This is a genomic window from Erythrobacter sp. HL-111 (genome assembly GCF_900105095.1).
Lineage (GTDB): Bacteria > Pseudomonadota > Alphaproteobacteria > Sphingomonadales > Sphingomonadaceae > Erythrobacter.
The window spans coordinates 1,455,027-1,472,179 of sequence record NZ_LT629743.1 but is presented as its reverse complement, the minus strand read 5'-3'; the positions used below and the strand labels follow the sequence as shown (position 1 = coordinate 1,472,179).

Below are 17,153 nucleotides of genomic sequence, written 5' to 3'. Positions count from 1 at the left end.
CCCTCTTGATGCATTCTTATCGTCTGTCGTTCCGGATGGATGGGGCGGGCGCGGGTGCCCGAAGCGCCATGTCGCGCCGGCGCGCGGGCAGGGCCCAGCCCCACAGCATGCCGTCGCGAAACGGCAGGGCGAGAAACACGTGTTCGAGCGCCCCGAGCACGCACAAGGTGAAGAGCAGGCTCGCCCCGACCATCTGCGCGCTGCCCACCGGAGCGGCGATCGCGAGCGCGGCGAACCACCAGGCAAGGCCGAGGATCGCGACGATCGACAGGGCGAGCAGGCCGGTCATGCGGTTCGCGCCGAAATAGGTCTTGAGATAGTCGAGATGCGGCGGGAGCATTTCGGTCGTGGTGTTGGGCACGCCCACGAACAGGTTGATCTTCGACGACAGGCGCAGGCCGAACATCAGCACGAACACCATCGCCCCGACCTGGTTCGGCGCATTCCACGACAGCGAGATCAGGAGCAGGACTGTCAGCGCGAGCGCGACCTCGTGGTGCATGACCGTCGCGCTCGCCTGCCGGAACCGCTCGAGCCCGCGCACGCCCGGCGCGATCGGCTCGCGCCGCGGGCCGGCCGAGGCGCCGGTGAGAAAGCCGATCTCATGCCAGCCCCACACCATCAGCGCGCCGATGAAGGCGACGTACACCCCCGGAACCGAAACCGATTGCGAGGCGACGAGGATGACGATGAGGCCGAGGATTCCCCCCGCCCCACCGATCGCGAGGCTGCGCGAGAAGGTCGCGCGCTCGCGATTGTCGGCCCACGCGACGAGCCCCGTCGCGACGAACCAGACCGCCACCGTCACGATGAACGGGACAACATGGCCGCTCCAGCTCACCATGCGGGACGCAGCCTGACCGATTGCGGCAGGGCGTTGGGCCGGGTGCGGTGGAAATACATCCGCGCGAAGGCCCAGCCGGCCCCCGCCATCCCGCTCACGCGCTTGGCGAGGCCGCCGATGCCGCCCTGTTCCTTGCCGTCCTCGATCCGGCAGGCGGCGAGGCGCAGGGCCTCCATCTGCCGGCGGAACGCGGGGTCGTCGATGTCGAGTTCGACCGGGAAGACCTGGCGGCTGATCTGGTTGCAGATCGAGAACACCTTGTAGTCATATTCGGTCGGATCGACCCCGAGCGCCTTGTGGAAGGCGGGCCGGGCATGGTCGCGCACGTACATGGTCGCATAGACCGACAGCAGGAAGAAACGCACCCACAGCTTGTTCGCGCCCTGCAGCAGCTTGGGGTCCGACCGCAGCAGCATGGCGAAGGCCTCGCCGTGACGGAACTCGTCGTTGCACCATTCGAGGAACCAGTCGAAGATCGGGTGGAACTTGTGCTGCGGGTTCGCGGCGAGATGGCGGTAGATCGTGATGTAGCGGGCGTAGCCGATCTTCTCCGACAGGTAGACCGCGTAGAAGATGAACTTCGGCTTGAAATAGGTGTATTTCTTGGTCCGCGTCAGATAGCCGAGATCGACCCCGATGCCCGCATCCTTGAGGCTTTCGTTGATGAAGCCCGCGTGGCGGCTTTCGTCCCGGGCGAGCAGCTTGAACAGCTGCTTGACGTCGGGATTCTTGGTCCGCTTGGCGATTTCGGCATAGAGCACGCAGCCGGAAAATTCCGAGGTCATCGAGCTGACGAGGAAATCGGTGAATTCCTTGCGCAGTTCGGGCTCGAGCCCCTCGATCACGCCCTTGAAGCTGTCATTGTGCCGGAAGTGCTTCTTGTTGGGGTCGCCGATCATCTCGTCGATCAGCGCGTCCCATTCCTCCCGCACCGGGGAAACGTCGATCGCGTCCAGCGCATCGAAATCCGTGGTGTAGAATCGCGGGGTCAGCATCGTGTCCTGCGTGGCGAGGGCCATCGCCTCTTCGCTGGTCATCGGCTTGTAGGCGTTCATTTGATCCTCCCGGGATTGAAGCTCACCTCGTAGAGTTCCTTGAGATCGAAATAGGCCGCGAGGCGGGTGAGCGCGCGGGTGACGGGCCCGGCCCGGGTCACCGTCGCGGCGCGTTCGAACACGGCGCTCTGGCCGAAGGGGATCGTGATCGGGTCGCCATGCACCCGGACCTTGTCGCCCGGTTCCAGTGCGACATCGCCGGCCAGTTCGACATGGGCATGGAAATGCTCCGAGCTCTGTTCGACCGTGATCGTGCAGGGGATGTCGAACCGCCTTGCGGTCGGCACGGCGCGGATGGCGGCGTCGTCGATCGGGCGGGTGGCCATCACTTCACCCCTTCGAGCATTTCGGCGAAGACCCGGCGGTTGTCCTTGCCGAAATAGTCGAGTTCGAGTGTGGAACCGGTGGTCTCGTCGCGCAGGGTGAGGTTGCCGTTGTCCCATTCGACCAGTTCGAACGGCACATCGGCCCCGATCCCGCGGATGCGGCGCTGGTGGACGAGGCTGCGGACGGTCGAGCGCACGAAGCCGCCGTACCCGACGCCGAACCGGGCCACCTCGACGCCGCTTGCCGCATCCTCGACGCGGACCGAGCCGTCGGCCTCGTCGAAGAAGAACAGGTCGCGCGTCGTTGCGGCCTGGGTGCCCGCCTCGGCGCGCAGCACCACGGGATCGGACGTGCGCTCGAAGAAGCCCATCGTCACCGAGGCCGTCAGCGCGAGGCTGATCGCGACCAGCCCGCCCATCAGCAGCAGCGGAACGCGGTGGACGGTGATTTCGTCCTCTTCATAGGTGCGAACGATCATGCGGGGGCTCCTTTCAGACCTGTGTCCGACATTTCCTTCGCCTCGGCAGCGGGAGCGCCGGTCCGCGCGTGGGCATGGGAGCCGTGCCCCTGCCTAGCGGGCGCGGTCCCCGCTTCCTTGATCTCGATCAAATTCCGCTCGATCGCGCCGTATTGCGCGCGGGCATCGGCCATCAGGCGGGCAACCTTCTCGGGTTCGGCGATGCCGCGCAGCATCGGCTCGGGCCGGGCGAGCCGGAACGGGCGGACGTGCGGCCACATCAGCAGATAGCCGAGCAGGCGCTCGCCCTTCAGTTCGACAGCGATATCGCCGTGATCGCGCCCGCGCTGCTTGAGATGCGCGGCCGAGATTTGCTTCAGCGGGACGTTGATCCGCGTCTCGATCGCGATGCCGATCCGCATGATCAGCCGCGCATCGGTCAGGATGTAGAGCGTGCTGCGGACGCTGAGCCAGGCGAGCAGGTTGAGCACGCCGAGCCCGGCGATGCCGAGGGCGGTGATGATCGCGGCGCTCTGGTAATTGCCCATCGCGAGCGAGAACCCGACGAGCAGGGCGAAGTAGATGGCGACGCTGCGGGTGTGGAAGGCGGTGCGGGCAAGCACGCGCCGGTCGGGCCGTCCCTTCCACAGGATCCGTTCGTCCGCTGCCGGGGTGCCCATCGGGTCGCCGTGCGCGGTCGGCCCGGCATTCTCGAGCTCGGGCGGGTCGAAGCGCGGCTTTTCGTGCAGCGCCGGGTCCGCCTGGGGCCGGGTTTTCGTCATCAAATCCATGGTTCCGCCCTTTCCGGCGTCGCGTACATGTAGCCGCCGCCATAATAGGCCATGATCTTGTCCTCTTCGTAGCGGGTGACCTGGCCGGGTGTTTCGAGCCGCGGGACATCCGCGAACTGCTGTGAGGTGATCGCCGAAATCTCGACCTGTTCGGGCTTGTCGTCGAAGAAGCCCTTCTTCTGCACCGCGCAGACGAACATCGGGGCAAGCACCCTGTCGCCCGCATTGGTCTCGATCTCGAGATAGCGGATGATGTGTTCGGACTGGTCGACCCAGATGTCGGTGACCCTGCCGGCGACCTTCTTGTCCGCGGCGATCACCGGCCAGCCGATCAGTGCCGGATCGTTCGGCGAGACCGTGAGTTCGTGGCTGTTGCCGATCGGCACGATCCGGGGCCGGCCGTCATGGGTGAGGTCGGGATAGTCCGCGCGCTTGGCAAAGGCGGCCGGGCCGAGACCGTCCTTCATCGGGTTGCCGGTCGGAACCCAGGGCGCGCCGGCGGCGTTGAAGGCCTGCACGGCGGGAATCTTGAAGTCGTCCCGCGGCACGTCCTCGGGGATGTAGACCCCGCGCCCGTGGGGCAGCTTGAAGACCTTCTTGTCGCCCTGGCTGAGCGGCCAGGTGTCGACCCGCCCGGTCTGTTCGTCCTCGACCGGGTAGCCTTCGCGGCGGCTTTCCCGGTTGAGATAGACCACGAGGGCGATGAAGAAGACGAAAAAGAGCAGGAACGCCAGCTCGGCTACGTCGAGCGTCCCGACGATGTATGTGTTGTTCATTTCACATTCCTCTCAAGCAGAGTGCGACCGAGATGGGGTCCCCTGGGTCCTGACCGGTCATGTCGGGAATTCGCGCAGGCCGAACGGCTGGCCGGTGCGCTCCCGGTAAGCGAGGGTGGTGGTGCGACCCCGGCCGACGAGCGGCCCGATCGCGGCTAGGCCTGCCAGAAGCAGCAGGATTTCGAGGAGGTAGACCGAGGTGTACCCGGTCGCCCTCGTGGCGATGACCTCTCCCGCAGCGCCGGCCATGACGAGCGCCGAAACGCCGTCGCGAAGTGCGCCGCCGAGCGCTATTCCCGCGCCCGCAGCGGTCGCCTGGACTGCGCCCCACGCGCCGAGCGCGAGGCCGGCGGTCGCGCTTTCGGCAAGGCTCATCGCCTCCATCAGCGTGCCGACCGAGAACAGGCCGAGCCCGACGCCGATCGTGAACGCGCCGAGGAACAGCATCGCCGGCGCGTCGAAGGGCGCAGCGAAGATCACGAACAGGAAGGCGACGACACCCGTGACGAGGCCGGTCCCGGCGAGCCGCAGCGGATCGGCCCCGAGACCGAGCGAGCGGCCCGACAGCATGAAGCCGATCAGGCTGCCGAGCGCCCACGCCCCGGTGAGCGCGGTGGTCGACCCGACCGACAGGCCGAGGATCTCGCCGCCATAAGGTTCGAGCAGCGCGTCCTGCATCGCGAAGCCCGCCGCGCCGATACCGATCGCGGTCAGCAGGCGGGCATTGCGTCCGTCGCGCACGAAGGAGTCCCACAGCTCGCGAAAGTCGGGCGTCTCGCGGTCGTGCGACGTCGCCTTGGGATCGCGCGCCTCCTGCTTCCACAGGGCGACGAGATTGAGCGCGATCGTCAGCACCGCACAGCCCTGGATCACCTGCACCAGCTTGGTCGGGCTGAAATCCATCAGCACCCCGCCGATGACGAAGGCCGCGAACATCATGCCGACGAGCAGCATGACATAGAGCAGCGCCACCGCGCGCGGCCGCTTGTCCTCGGGCGCAAGGTCGGTCGCCAGCGCCAGCCCCGCGGTCTGGGTGATGTGGAAACCCGCGCCCGTCATCAGGAAGGCCACGGCCGCCGCGACCATGCCGAGCGTGAAGGCCTCGGGCTTGCCCAGCAGCAGCAGGGCGAAGGGCATGATCGCAAGGCCGCCGAACTGGGTGAGCGTGCCCGCCCAGATATAGGGCACGCGCCGCCAGCCGAGGAAGGACCGGTGCGTGTCCGACTTGTGCCCGATCAGCGCGCGGAACGGCGCGACCAGCAGCGGCACAGCGATCAGCAGGGCGACGAGCCAGGTCGGCGTGCCGATCTCGACGATCATCACCCGGTTGAGCGTGCCGTTGAGGAGCACCATCGCCATGCCCACGCTCACCTGGAACAGCGACAGCCGCAGCAGCCGGCCGAGCGGCAGGTCCTCGCTCGCCGCATCCGCGAAAGGCAGATAACGCACCGCGACCTGCGTCCAGGTATCGGCAAGGCGAGGGCGCTGGCTCATCCGTGCCTCACCAGTTCGAGCGCCTGCGAGGTGTAGAACCCGCTCGAGACGCGCCTGGTGCGCCCGATCGACCAGCCATGGAGACGGGCGAGGCGCTCGCGCACCTCGGCCTCGCGGACCGGGATGATCGCGGGCGAGCGGTCGCTCTTGGGGAAGACCTTGCCGAGCTCGTGCATCGCGCCGAGCAGCTTGGTGCGCGGGGCGAAGGTGAACAGGATCGAGCCGGTGCAGCGCTCCGCCAGCTGGGCGAGCGCATCGACGAGGTCTTCGGGCGAATAGTGGATCAGCGAATCCATCGCCACCATATGGGCGAAGGTGCCGAGCGCGGGGTCGAGCATGTCGCCCGCCAGCCAGCGGATCCGGCCATGCCCGAGGAAGGACGGGGTGCGTTCGCGCGCGACATCGACGAGGCCGGCAGCGACGTCGATCCCGGTCACCTCGGCGCCGCGGCAGGCCGCCTCGATCGAGAAGGCCCCGGTGCCGCAACCTGCATCGAGCACGCGGGTGCGCCGCAGGTCGTCGGGCAGCCAGGAAAGCAGGGTCGCGCGCATCTCGTCGCGGCCTGCCCGCACGGTCGCGCGGATGCCGCTCACCTTCGTATCGGAGGTGAGATCGATCCACGCCTGCCGCGCGGTGCTGTCGAAATAATTGGCCAGCGCCTCGCGGCGCTCGGCATAGGGGCTTGCCTCGAAGGGAAGGGGGGAGCGTGTGGCCATCATTCAAATCCCAGGAAGTCGAAGATTTCACGGTCCTTCATCGGGTTCGCCAGCTGCGGTTCGACGCCGTCCCACAGCATTTGGGCGAGCCGGAGATATTCGTTCTGGGCCTCGATCACTTCGGGATCGTCGCCCATTTCGAAGAGGGTGCATTTCTTGAGCCGCGAGCGGCGGATCGCGTCGACATCGCGGAAATGGGCGAGGCGCTGCATCCCGATCCGGTCGCAGAAGCGGTCGATCTCGTCGGTCTCGCGGCTGCGATTGGCGACCACTCCGGCGAGCCGCACGTCGTAGTTCTTGGCCTTCGCCCCGATCGCGGCGACGATCCGGTTCATCGCGAAGATCGAATCGAAATCGTTCGCCGCGACGACCAGCGCGCGTTCGGCGTGCTGGAGCGGCGCGGCGAACCCGCCGCACACCACGTCGCCGAGCACGTCGAAGATCACGACGTCGGTGTCCTCGAGCAGGTGGTGCTGCTTGAGGAGCTTGACCGTCTGCCCGACGACATAGCCGCCGCAGCCCGTGCCCGCCGGCGGGCCGCCGGCCTCGACGCACATGACGCCGTTGTAGCCTTCGAACATGTAGTCGTCGGGCCGCAGTTCCTCGGAGTGGAATTCGACCGTCTCGAGCACGTCGATGACGGTCGGCATGAGCTTCTTCGTCAGCGTGAAGGTGCTGTCGTGCTTGGGATCGCAGCCGATCTGCAGCACGCGGTGGCCGAGCTTGGAGAAGGCCGCCGACAGGTTCGACGAGGTGGTCGACTTGCCGATCCCGCCCTTGCCGTAGACCGCGAAGACCTTCGCGCCCTTGATCGCGTCGCGCGGGTCCAGCTGGACCTGGACCGAGCCTTCCCCGTCTGGCGGGGCGAAGCTGGATTTGGGGTTGTGAAGGTTCATGGTGATCCGATCCCTTTGTCTCTCATTCCGCCACGAAGACGCCTTCGAGGCGGTCCTCCAGCTCGTCACTCGCCTCACGCAGGGCGGCGAGCGTTTCCTCGTCGGGTTCCCACAGGTTGCGGTCGCACGCCTCGAGCAGGCGCCCCGCCACCCGCGCCGAGCTTTTCGGATTGAGTTCCGACAGCCGGCGGCGCATGTCCTCGTCGAGGACGAAGGTTTCGCTGATCTTCTGGTAGACCCACGGCGCGACCTGGCCGGTCGTGGCGGACCAGCCGAAGGTCGCGTTCACATGGCCCTCGATCGCGCGCACGCCCTCGTAGCCGTGATCGAGCAGGCCCTCGAACCACTTGGGATTGAGCGTCCGGGTGCGGGCCTCGAAATCGATCTGTTCGGCGAGCGTCCTGACCTTGGTGTTCCCGCGGGTCGCATCGAGGATGTAGACCGGCGCCTCGGCGCCCTTGGCCTTGGCGACCGAGCGGGTGACGCCGCCGAGCCCGTCGACATACTGGTCGACATCGTTGATCCCGACCTCGACGCTTTCGAGGTTCTGGTAGGTGAAATCGACTTCGGCGAGCACGCTCTGGAGCAGTTCGCGCCGCTGGACGGGTGCGCCCTTCACGCCATAGGCGAAGCCCTTGTTGACCTCGAAGGCGTTGGCGAGTTCGTCCGGGTCGGTCCAGGCTCCGCCGTCGATCATCTGGTTGACGTTGGCACCGTATGCGCCCTCGGCATTCGAGAAGACACGCAGCGCCGCCGTCTCGAGATCGCAGCCGAGCTTTTCCATCTGGGCGAGCGTGTGCTTGCGGACGAAATTCCGTTCGAGCGGCTCCTCCGCCTGGCTCGCCAGCAGCGCGGCCTCGGCCAGCATCCGGGTCTGCATCGGCAGGAGGTCGCGGAAGATCCCCGAAAGCGTCGCCACCACGTCGATCCGCGGCCGGCCGAGCTCCTCGAGCGGGATCAGCTCCGCCCCAGCGAGCCGGCCATAGCTGTCGCGCCGGGGCCGCGCGCCCATCAGGGTCAGCGCCTGGGCGATCTGGGTGCCCTCGCTCTTGAGGTTGTCGGTCCCCCACAGCACCATCGCAATGCTTTCGGGGAAGGGCTGGCCGCTTTCGACATGGCGCGCGATCAGCCGCTCGGCCTGTTCTGAACCCTGCATGCAGGCATAGCGCGTCGGCATCAGGAAGGGGTCGAAGCCGTGGATGTTGCGGCCCGTCGGCAGCACTTCGGGATTGGCGACGATGTCGCCGCCGGGCGCGGGCGGGACATAGCCGCCGTCGAGCGCATGGATGAGCGCGGCGAGTTCATCCGAGGAATCGAGCTGACGCCCGAGTTCGTCCCGGTCGATCCCGGCCTCGGCCATCACCGCCGCCTCGACCATGGCATCGAGCATTTCCTCGCGCTCGGACCCTTGCGGATTGCGTCCGAAGACGTGGAGGCCGTGCGGGATCAGCGCCTCTTCCAGCTCGTAGAGCCGCTCGGTCAACGTCTCGATCGCCCCGCATTCGATGTCGAGCGCATCGCACTGCTCGGCGATGATCGCGGCGAGTTCCTCGCGCTCCGCCGCGTCCTCGGCGCTGGTGCCCGTGGCGCGCCAGCGATCGACGCTCGCCTTGAGTTCGGCAAGGCCCTTGTAGAGCCCGGCCTGCGCCAGCGGCGGGGTCATGTAGCTCACCAGCGTCGCGGCCGAGCGGCGCTTGGCCAGCATCCCTTCCGACGGGTTGTTGGCGGCGTAGAGGTAGAAATTCGGCAGGTCGCCGATCAGGCGTTCGGGCCAGCAGGAACTCGACATGCCGGTCTGCTTTCCGGGCATGAATTCGAGCGCGCCGTGAGTCCCGAAATGCAGCACCGAATGGGCGCCGAAATCCTCGCGGATCCAGCGGTAGAAGGCGCTGAAGGCGTGGGTCGGCGCAAACCCGCCCTCGAACAGCAGCCGCATCGGGTCGCCCTCGTATCCGAAGGCGGGCTGGATGCCGACGAAGACATTGCCGAACATCGCGCCGAGCACTTGGATGTGGCTCCCGTCGCTCTGCTGCTTGCCGGGGGCGGGGCCCCAGGCGGCTTCGATTTCGGCGAGGTATTTCTCGCGCCGGACGTGGTCGTCCGCGGGAATGCGCGCGGCGACGTTGGCATCGGCGCCGTAGAGATCGGCATTGCCCTCGAGGATCGCGGTCCTGAGGTCGTCGACCGTCTCGGGCACCTCGACGCTGTAGCCTTCGGCCTTCATCCGGATGAGCGTCGCGTGGAGCGATTCGTAGACCGACAGGAACGCCGCCGTCCCGGTCGCGCCGGCATTGGGCGGGAAGTTGAACAGCACCACCGCGACCTTGCGTTCGGCGCGCTGCGCGCGGCGGTTGCGGATCAGCTTGACCGTGCGTTCGGCCAGCGCCTCGGCCCGTTCGGGGCAGCCCTGCATCGGCCGCAGCTTCTCCGAAGCGGGGCGCTGACACTTGCGTTCGCAGCCGGTGCAGCAACCGCTGCCTTCGCCCGCGCGGCCGCCGAAGACGCTCGGCACGATCGCCCCGTCGAGTTCGGGCAGCGCGACCATCAGCGTCGCCTCGAGCGGCATCAGGCCCTGCTCGCCCTTGCGCCATTCCTCGATCGACTGGAATTCGATCGCGTGGGCAGCGAGATAGGGCATGTCGAGATCGCCCAGCACCTTGCGCGCGGCATCGGCATCGGCATAGGCCGGGCCGCCGACGAGCGAGAAGCCGGTGAGGTTGACGATCGCATCGACCGTCGGCCGGCCGTCGCGGTCCCTGAAGAACCGCTCGATCGCGGGCCGCGCGTCGAGCCCGCTGGCGAAGACCGGAATGACCTTGAGCCCGGCATCCTCGAACGCCTTGATCGCGCCGTCGTAATGGTGGCTGTCGCGGCCCAGCAGGTAGGATCGCAGCAGGATCAACCCGACCGTGCCGTTCTCGCCCCCGCCGGGGGGCAGCAGGCGCAGGCTTTCGGAAATGCGCTGCTTGGTGCGCGGGTGATAGACCCCGATTTCGGGATATTCGAGCGGCGCATCGGCCCTGGTCTTGCCCCGCCGCGCCATCCGTTCGCCGGCGGCGTAGCGGTCGATCAGCGCGCGGACCATGGCGACGACGTTCTCGTCCGAGCCCGACAGCCAGTATTGCAGGGTGAGGAAATAGGCCCGCACGTCCTGCGCGGTGCCGGGGATGAACTTGAGGATCTTGGGCAGGCGGCGCAGCATCTTCATCTGCCCTTCGCCCGAACTCGCACCCTTCTTGCTCGAACCGCGCAGCCTCTTGAGCAGCGCCATCGGACCCTTGGCCGGCGCGTCCATGCGGTAGGCGCCCATCCGCGTCAGGCGCACGATCTCGCCCGCCGACATCAGGCAGACCATCGCGTCGCAGTCCTCGCGCCGCGCCTCGAGATCGGGGAGGATCGCGCGGACCTGATCGTCGATGAAGAGCATCGTGACGATCACGATGTCGGCCTCGGCGATCGCCTGCCTGCACCGGGCGAGATGTTCGCCGTCGCGTTCCCAGTCGGCGGCGGCGTGGAGCGAGAGGTGGATGTTGTCCTTCGCGAGCGCCTGTCCCGCCCGGTCCACCGCGCCTTTCAGGTGGTTGTCGAGCGTCACGATGGTGACGCGGACCGGCGAATTCAGCCGCAGTTTCGTGGGCGCCTCGGCCCGGGGGGTGGGAGCCTTACCGTGCATAATGCGCCTTCGCCTCGTAAAGGGTCTCGACGTCGATCGGCCAGCGGCCGTGATCCTGTGCGAACGCCTCGGTGTTCCGCCGCGCCTTGCCGCGCACGAAGAAGGGGATCTTCCTGAGTTCGCGCTCGGCGTCTTCGGTCCAGCGGCTTGCCTCCGCCGCGCTGGCGTCGGCCCCGGCGGGGGGGGCTTGCGGTGCTTCGGCCGCGGCCGGTTCGTCATGGACCGGGATGCGCGCGGGCGCGGGGCTGTGCGCGGCGTGGTGGCTCGGCCCCGCCTCGTCGGAGAATTCGAAATCCTCGCGGAACATGGTGAGCAGGTGCTCCTCCAGCCCCATCACGAGCGGGTGGACCCAGGTGTCGAAGATCACGTTCGCGCCCTCGAAACCCATCTGGGGCGAGTGGCGGGCGGGAAAGTCCTGCACGTGCACCGGCGCCGAGATGACCGCGCACGGGACGCCGAGGCGCTTGGCGATGTGCCGCTCCATCTGCGTGCCGAGCACCAGTTCGGGCGCGGCTTCCGCGATCGCGTCCTCGACCGCGAGATGATCGTCGGTGATCAGCGGTTCCAGCCCGTGCTCCTTCGCCGCCGCGCGGATATCGCGGGCGAATTCGCGGTTGTAGCAGCCGAGGCCGCAGACCTCGAAGCCAAGCTCGTCGCGGGCGATCCGCGCGGCGGCGACGGCATGGGTGGCATCGCCGAAGATGAAGACGCGCTTGCCCGTCAGGTAGGTCGAATCGACCGAGCGGCTCCACCACGGCATGCGGGATTGGGTGTCGCCGAGGGCAGGCGTGGGATCTGCACCTGCCAGCTCGGCGACGTCGGCGATGAAGGCGCGTGTCGCGCCGACGCCGATGGGGACGCTGCGAACCGCAGGCTGGCCGAACGTGCGTTCGAGCCAGCGGGCCGCTTCGTCAGCGATCTCGGGATAGAGGACGATGTTGAAATCCGCCTCGCCGATCCGGGCGATGTCGGCGGGGCTGGCGCCCAGCGGCGCGACGAGGTTCACCTCGACGCCGAGCTGGGCGAGCATCTTCTTCACCTCGACAAGGTCGTCGCGGTGGCGGAAACCGAGCGCGCAGGGGCCAAGGATGTTGGCTTTGGCGGCGCGGCCTTCGCGGGGGCTGCGTTCCACGTCGCGCCGGGCGAGGCCGCGCACGATCTGGTAGAAGGTTTCCGCCGCGCCCCAGTTTTCCTTGCGCTGGTAGCTCGGCAGTTCGAGCGCGATCGCGGGGCAGGGCAGGTCCATCGCCTCGGCAAGGCCGGCGGGATCGTCCTGGATCAGCTCGGCCGTGCAGGACGCGCCGACGATCATCGCCTGGGGCTTGAAACGCTCCGCCGCCTCGCGTGCGGCCTGCTGGAACAGTTCGGCCGTGTCCTTGCCCAGGTCGCGCGCCTCGAAGGTGGTGTAGGTCACCGGCGGGCGAAGGTCGCGCCGCTCGATCATGGTGAAGAGCAGGTCGGCATAGGTGTCGCCCTGCGGCGCGTGCAGGACATAGTGCAGGCCCTTCATCGCCGTCGCGATCCGCATCGCGCCGACATGGGGAGGGCCTTCGTATGTCCACACCGCGAGCTGCATTCCTACACCTCCAGCCTGTCGCGTCGGCGCAGCGGCCGGGCGAAGAGTTCGGCGAGGTCGCCGGCCTGGTCGAAACCGTGGATCGGCGAGAAGACGAGTTCGATCGCCCACTTGGTCGTCAGCCCCTCCGCCTCGAGCGGATTGGCGAGGCCGAGGCCGCACACGGTGATGTCGGGCCGGTCCTCGCGCACGCGGTCGAGCTGGCGCTCGACGTGCTGGCCTTCGCTGATGCGCGCCGAATCGGGGATACGGGCGAGGTCGCGCGCGCAGTGCGCGAGGTGGAGATAGGGCGTGCCGACTTCGACCGGGATCATCCCGAGTTCGGTCGTCAGGAACCGGGCGAGCGGCACTTCGAGCTGCGAATCGGGCAGGAAGCTGATGCGCTTGCCCGCGAGCTGGCCGCGCAGGTGCGAGATCGCCGTGCGGGCGCGCTGGCGAGCGGGCGCGATGACCCGTTCGAACAGCGCATCGTCAACGCCGAATTCGCGCGCCGCTGCGGCGAGCCAGTCGGCGGTGCCTTCCGCGCCGAACGGGAACATCGCGTCGAGCCGCACCGCGCCCCGGTCCTCGAGCGCCATGGCGGTGTCCGACAGGAAGGGCTGGGCAAGCAGGTAGCGCGTGTTCGGCCCGACCGCCGGCAGGTCGCGCGAATCGCGCGGCGGCAGGACGCGGACATTGTCGATGCCCATCTGGTCGAACAGGCGCAGGAACTGGTCCTCGACGATGTCGGGAAGCGAGCCGACGATCAGCAGCTGCCGGGCGGCATCCGCCCCGGCGCGCGGCATTTCGGGGACGAGCGCGGCGAGGCAGGCGTCCTCGCCCTGGGTGAAGGTCGTCTCGATCCCGCTGCCCGAATAGTTGAGGATCCGCACGCGCGGCATGAACTGCTTGCCGAGTCGCTCGGCCGCCTTGGCGAGGTCGAGCTTGATCACCTCGGACGGGCAGGAGCCGACCAGGAACAGCGTGCGGATGTCGGGGCGGCGTTCGAGCAGGCGGTTCACCACCCGGTCGAGCTCGTCCTGCGCGTCGACCATGCCGGCGAGGTCGCGCTCTTCCATGATCGCGGTGGCGAAGCGGGGCTCTGCAAAGATCATTACGCCGGCGGCCGATTGCAGCAGGTGGGCGCAGGTGCGCGAGCCGACCACGAGGAAGAAGGCGTCCTGCATCTTGCGATGCAGCCAGACGATCCCGGTCAGCCCGCAGAAGACCTCGCGCTGGCCGCGTTCGCGCAGGACCGGGCGGGTCGAGTCGGTCCTGGCGGCCGGGGCGGAGTCGCAGCCCGGCACGGCGCCCGTGAGGAGGGTGGTCCCGCTCATGCCGCCACCGCCTCTGTGACCGCCTCTGCGACCGCCGCCTCGGCCGCGTCCTCGGCTTCGGCCTGGAGCCGCGCCGCGCGCAGTTTCAGGAGGAACTGGACCGCATTGATGACATAGGTCGCATAGGCCGCCAGCGCGACGATCATGCGCTGTTCGAGCGTGCCGTATTCGCCCAGCAGCATCACGAGGTAGGCCGTGTGCAGGGCGATGACGAGCATCGAGAACACGTCTTCCCAGAAGAAGGCCTCGGCGAAGAGATACTTGCCGAACACGACCTTCTCCCAGATCGCGCCGGTCACCATGATGGTATAGAGCACCAGCGTCTTGACCACGATCGAGACGTCCGCCGCGAAGGCGCCTTCGCCGGTCGTCAGGGTGCGGACGACGAGGGCGAGACTCACCAGGAAGACGAGGAACTGCAGCGGGGCGAGCACGCCCTGGACGATGGTCCAGGCCGACTCGTCGCGGCGCTGGCGCTCTTCCGGGGTGTAGAGCCCGCGCCTGATCCCCTTGTGCTCGTTACCCTGCGGCGTGAGGGCCGCGGGGCCGACCGGGGAGGGTTGATCCTTCCGAGTCATCTTATGCGTCAGCCTTTGCTTTCGAGATTGGAGACTATGCCCAATGCCATGGGGTGTCAACAAGATTGGACGTTCATTTTTGTTGACATTGGACAGGTCCTGTCAGAGCCTGTTTGCGGAAATGCCGAAAAGGGCGTAAACCTTGGAGTCGTCGATGCAGGGGGTCTGGGAGAGGAGATTTCCGAAGGCATCGGCAGCGACGCGATCCGCGCCGTTCTCGGCAATCGTGGGACTCGGGAGCGGGTCCGGGCCGGGGGATTGGGAGGGTCAGAATATGGCAACAATGAAAAGCGCCGGCGTCTTTGGCGCGAGTTCTGCCGCCTTGAGGAAAGTCATTACCAACCCCCTCTACCGCGATCGGCGCAAGAGCGGGGCGGACGGCTCGGAGGCCGGCGCCGCACCGGGCGACGCGATCACCACGATCATCGAGGGCGAGATCATCCCCCGGCTCATGATGGCCCATTCCGCGAACGGCGAGACCGCGCCCCCGGAAGAGCGGGCGAGCGAGATCGATGCCGGCGATGTCGCCCGGTTCGCGGTCCTGCCGCTCGAACTGGAAGCGGATGCGCTGCTCGGAGAGATCGACCGGTTCCTCGCCAAGGGGGTGAGCGTCGATGCGATCTATCTCGAACTGCTCGCCCCGTCGGCCCGCAGGCTGGGCGAGATGTGGGACCGCGACGAATGCGATTTCATCGACGTGACGATGGGCCTGTGGCGCCTGCAGGAAGTGATGCGCGAGGTCGCCATGCGCGTGCCCGGCGATCGTCCGGCCGCGCTCGAACGCAAGGCCGCGCTGTTCTCGGCCATGCCGGGCGACGTCCATTCCTTCGGCACGCTGATGATCGAGGAGGTCTTCGCGCGCGGCGGCTGGGAAAGCGAGGCGCTGATCAAGCCCGAGCGGCGCGAATTGCTCGATCGTCTGTCGCGCCGCCGGTATGACCTCGTCGGCCTCACGATCGCGCGCGACTGCCCGAGTTCGGCGCTTGCCAACCTGATCAAGGCGATGCGCAGCGTTTCCGCCAATCCGCGGATCGCGGTCCTCGTCGGCGGGCGCGTCATCAACGAAAATCCCTCCATGGTCGCCGAAGTCGGAGCGGACGGAACGGGCATCGATGCCCGTGCGGCCCTTGCAACTGCGGAAAAACTTGTCCATTCGGCGCACGCCGACACGCAAGAGACCCCCTAGGCCGCAAAGCCCATGCTGACCCGCAAGCACTCCATCGAGGGTAAAAGCCCTTTCGGCCATGCTGCCGAACTGTTCGACACCCTCGATGCCGATGCAGCGATGAAGCTTGCCATGGTCGCGGGCGACGTCACCCTGGTGCTGGACGACACGGGCACGATCCTCGACGCCGCCTTCGATCCCAAGGATTTCCCCGGTTTCGAAGGCTGGGTCGGGACCAACTGGATCGAGACCGTCACCGACGAATCGCGCCCGAAGATCATGGAAATGCTCGCCGCTGCCCGCCGCGGCGAGGTGCAGCACTGGCGCCAGGTCAATCATTCCTCGCGCGAGGGCGAGGTGCCGATCCGCTACGCCGTGCTCAGCGTGAACAAGGGCGAGCACCGCATCGCCTTCGGCCGGGACCTGCGCGAAGCGGGCAAGCTGCAGGCGCGCCTGTTGCAGGTCCAGCAATCGCTCGAACGCGATTACCTGCGGATGCGCCAGCTCGAGGCGCGCTACCGGATGCTGTTCGAACGGTCGCACGAGGCGGTGCTGGTCGTCGAGGCGTCGAGCCTCAGGATCCGGGAAGCCAATCCCGCCGCCCACGCCCTGCTCGGCGCGCGGGCGGGGAGCCTGCCCGGCAAGAAACTGCCCGGCATCGTCGACAAGTCGGCGCGCGAAACGCTCCAGACGCTCGTCGGGGCGGCGCTCGCTTCCGATGCGGTCAGCCCCGTGCCGATCAAGCTCACCCGCAACACCCAGGTCAATGTCTCGGTCGCCGGGTTCACCCAGGATCGCGGGCAATTCCTGCTGGTGCGGCTGGCCCCGGCGGGGGAGAGCCCGGGCGGAGCCTCGCCGGTGCTCGACCTGATCGAGCAGATGCCCGATGCCTTCGTCGTCGCCGACGCCGGGCTCGAGATCGTCAGCGCGAACCACGCCTTCATCGAAATGGTCCAGGCCGCCAGCCTCGACCAGCTGCGCGGCAGGCACCTGTCGGAATGGGTCGGGCGGCCGGGGATCGATCTCGATCTCATCGAAGGCCAGATCGACCAGCACGGCGCGGCCCGCAATGTCGGGACGGTGCTGCGCGCCGGGGGCGAGATGGAGGGAGAGCCGGTCGAATTGAGCGCGGTCCGCAGTTCGGGCGACAACCCGCTCTACGCCTTCGTCATCCGCCCGATCGGCCGGCGCCTGCGCGACCTTCCGCCCGGGTCGCAGGACCTGCCGCGTTCGGTCGAGCAGTTGACCGATCTCGTCGGCCGGATGTCGCTTAAGGACATCGTGCGCGAGAGCAGCGACCTCATCGAACGGCTGTGCATCGAGGCGGCTCTGTCCTACACCTCGGACAACCGCGCCTCGGCCGCCGAAATCCTCGGCCTGTCGCGCCAGAGCCTCTATTCGAAACTGCATCGCTACGGCATCGGCAACCTGTCGAGCGATCCCGAGTCGTAAGCTCCTTTGACACACCCGGGATGACGCGCCTGACACG

The 17,153-nt window shown here is 67.7% G+C and carries 15 protein-coding genes; 2 read left to right on the top strand and 13 right to left on the bottom strand.

Annotated elements, in window-relative coordinates:
• Positions 1-16 precede the first annotated feature (16 nt).
• Genes puhE through bchF form a run of 13 tightly spaced genes read right to left on the bottom strand, consistent with a single transcriptional unit; the run spans position 17 to position 14,499 of the window.
• A complete protein-coding gene (puhE, locus tag BLU08_RS07025) occupies positions 17-844 on the bottom strand; it encodes a putative photosynthetic complex assembly protein PuhE (protein WP_090197341.1) in 828 nt (275 codons plus the stop codon).
• Positions 838-1,899, bottom strand: coding sequence for a magnesium-protoporphyrin IX monomethyl ester (oxidative) cyclase (gene acsF, locus BLU08_RS07020; protein WP_090197339.1), 1,062 nt, complete (start codon positions 1,897-1,899; stop codon positions 838-840). The genes puhE and acsF overlap by 7 nt, the downstream gene beginning before the upstream one ends.
• Positions 1,896-2,225: a hypothetical protein gene (locus BLU08_RS07015; protein WP_090197334.1), complete on the bottom strand. Its 330-nt coding sequence runs from the start codon at positions 2,223-2,225 to the stop codon at positions 1,896-1,898. The genes acsF and BLU08_RS07015 overlap by 4 nt, the downstream gene beginning before the upstream one ends.
• Positions 2,225-2,704, bottom strand: a complete 480-nt coding sequence (gene puhC / locus BLU08_RS07010; protein ID WP_090197331.1) for a photosynthetic complex assembly protein PuhC — start codon at positions 2,702-2,704, stop codon at positions 2,225-2,227. Before puhC ends, BLU08_RS07015 begins: the two co-directional genes overlap by 1 nt.
• Positions 2,701-3,474, bottom strand: coding sequence for a photosynthetic complex putative assembly protein PuhB (puhB, locus tag BLU08_RS07005; RefSeq protein ID WP_090197326.1), 774 nt, complete (start codon positions 3,472-3,474; stop codon positions 2,701-2,703). The genes puhC and puhB overlap by 4 nt, the downstream gene beginning before the upstream one ends.
• Positions 3,465-4,250, bottom strand: coding sequence for a photosynthetic reaction center subunit H (gene puhA, locus BLU08_RS07000; RefSeq protein ID WP_090197322.1), 786 nt, complete (start codon positions 4,248-4,250; stop codon positions 3,465-3,467). Before puhA ends, puhB begins: the two co-directional genes overlap by 10 nt.
• A 57-nt stretch (positions 4,251-4,307) precedes the next feature.
• Complete coding sequence (locus BLU08_RS06995; RefSeq protein ID WP_090197319.1) at positions 4,308-5,744, bottom strand: BCD family MFS transporter; 1,437 nt, start codon at positions 5,742-5,744, stop codon at positions 4,308-4,310.
• Positions 5,741-6,460: a magnesium protoporphyrin IX methyltransferase gene (gene bchM, locus BLU08_RS06990; protein WP_090197316.1), complete on the bottom strand. Its 720-nt coding sequence runs from the start codon at positions 6,458-6,460 to the stop codon at positions 5,741-5,743. The genes BLU08_RS06995 and bchM overlap by 4 nt, the downstream gene beginning before the upstream one ends.
• Entirely contained in the window at positions 6,460-7,356 is an 897-nt protein-coding gene (bchL, locus tag BLU08_RS06985) for a ferredoxin:protochlorophyllide reductase (ATP-dependent) iron-sulfur ATP-binding protein (protein ID WP_090197313.1), read from the bottom strand. The genes bchM and bchL overlap by 1 nt, the downstream gene beginning before the upstream one ends.
• A gap of 22 nt (positions 7,357-7,378) precedes the next feature.
• Positions 7,379-11,029, bottom strand: a complete 3,651-nt coding sequence (locus tag BLU08_RS06980; RefSeq protein ID WP_090197310.1) for a magnesium chelatase subunit H — start codon at positions 11,027-11,029, stop codon at positions 7,379-7,381.
• Positions 11,019-12,605, bottom strand: coding sequence for a ferredoxin:protochlorophyllide reductase (ATP-dependent) subunit B (gene bchB / locus BLU08_RS06975; RefSeq protein WP_090197307.1), 1,587 nt, complete (start codon positions 12,603-12,605; stop codon positions 11,019-11,021). Before bchB ends, BLU08_RS06980 begins: the two co-directional genes overlap by 11 nt.
• A 2-nt stretch (positions 12,606-12,607) precedes the next feature.
• Positions 12,608-13,921 carry a ferredoxin:protochlorophyllide reductase (ATP-dependent) subunit N gene (locus BLU08_RS06970; RefSeq protein WP_090197304.1) on the bottom strand — a complete coding sequence of 438 codons (1,314 nt, stop codon included), beginning with the start codon at positions 13,919-13,921 and terminating at the stop codon, positions 12,608-12,610.
• Positions 13,918-14,499 carry a 2-vinyl bacteriochlorophyllide hydratase gene (gene bchF / locus BLU08_RS06965; RefSeq protein ID WP_090197299.1) on the bottom strand — a complete coding sequence of 194 codons (582 nt, stop codon included), beginning with the start codon at positions 14,497-14,499 and terminating at the stop codon, positions 13,918-13,920. The genes BLU08_RS06970 and bchF overlap by 4 nt, the downstream gene beginning before the upstream one ends.
• Before the next feature lie 322 nt (positions 14,500-14,821).
• On the opposite strand from bchF, the gene BLU08_RS06960 reads away from it, so the two are divergent.
• Positions 14,822-15,685, top strand: coding sequence for a B12-binding domain-containing protein (locus tag BLU08_RS06960; RefSeq protein ID WP_233996127.1), 864 nt, complete (start codon positions 14,822-14,824; stop codon positions 15,683-15,685).
• A 12-nt stretch (positions 15,686-15,697) separates the two neighbouring features.
• Entirely contained in the window at positions 15,698-17,116 is a 1,419-nt protein-coding gene (gene ppsR, locus BLU08_RS06955; RefSeq protein WP_090197293.1) for a transcriptional regulator PpsR, read from the top strand.
• The last annotated feature ends 37 nt before the right edge of the window (positions 17,117-17,153 follow it).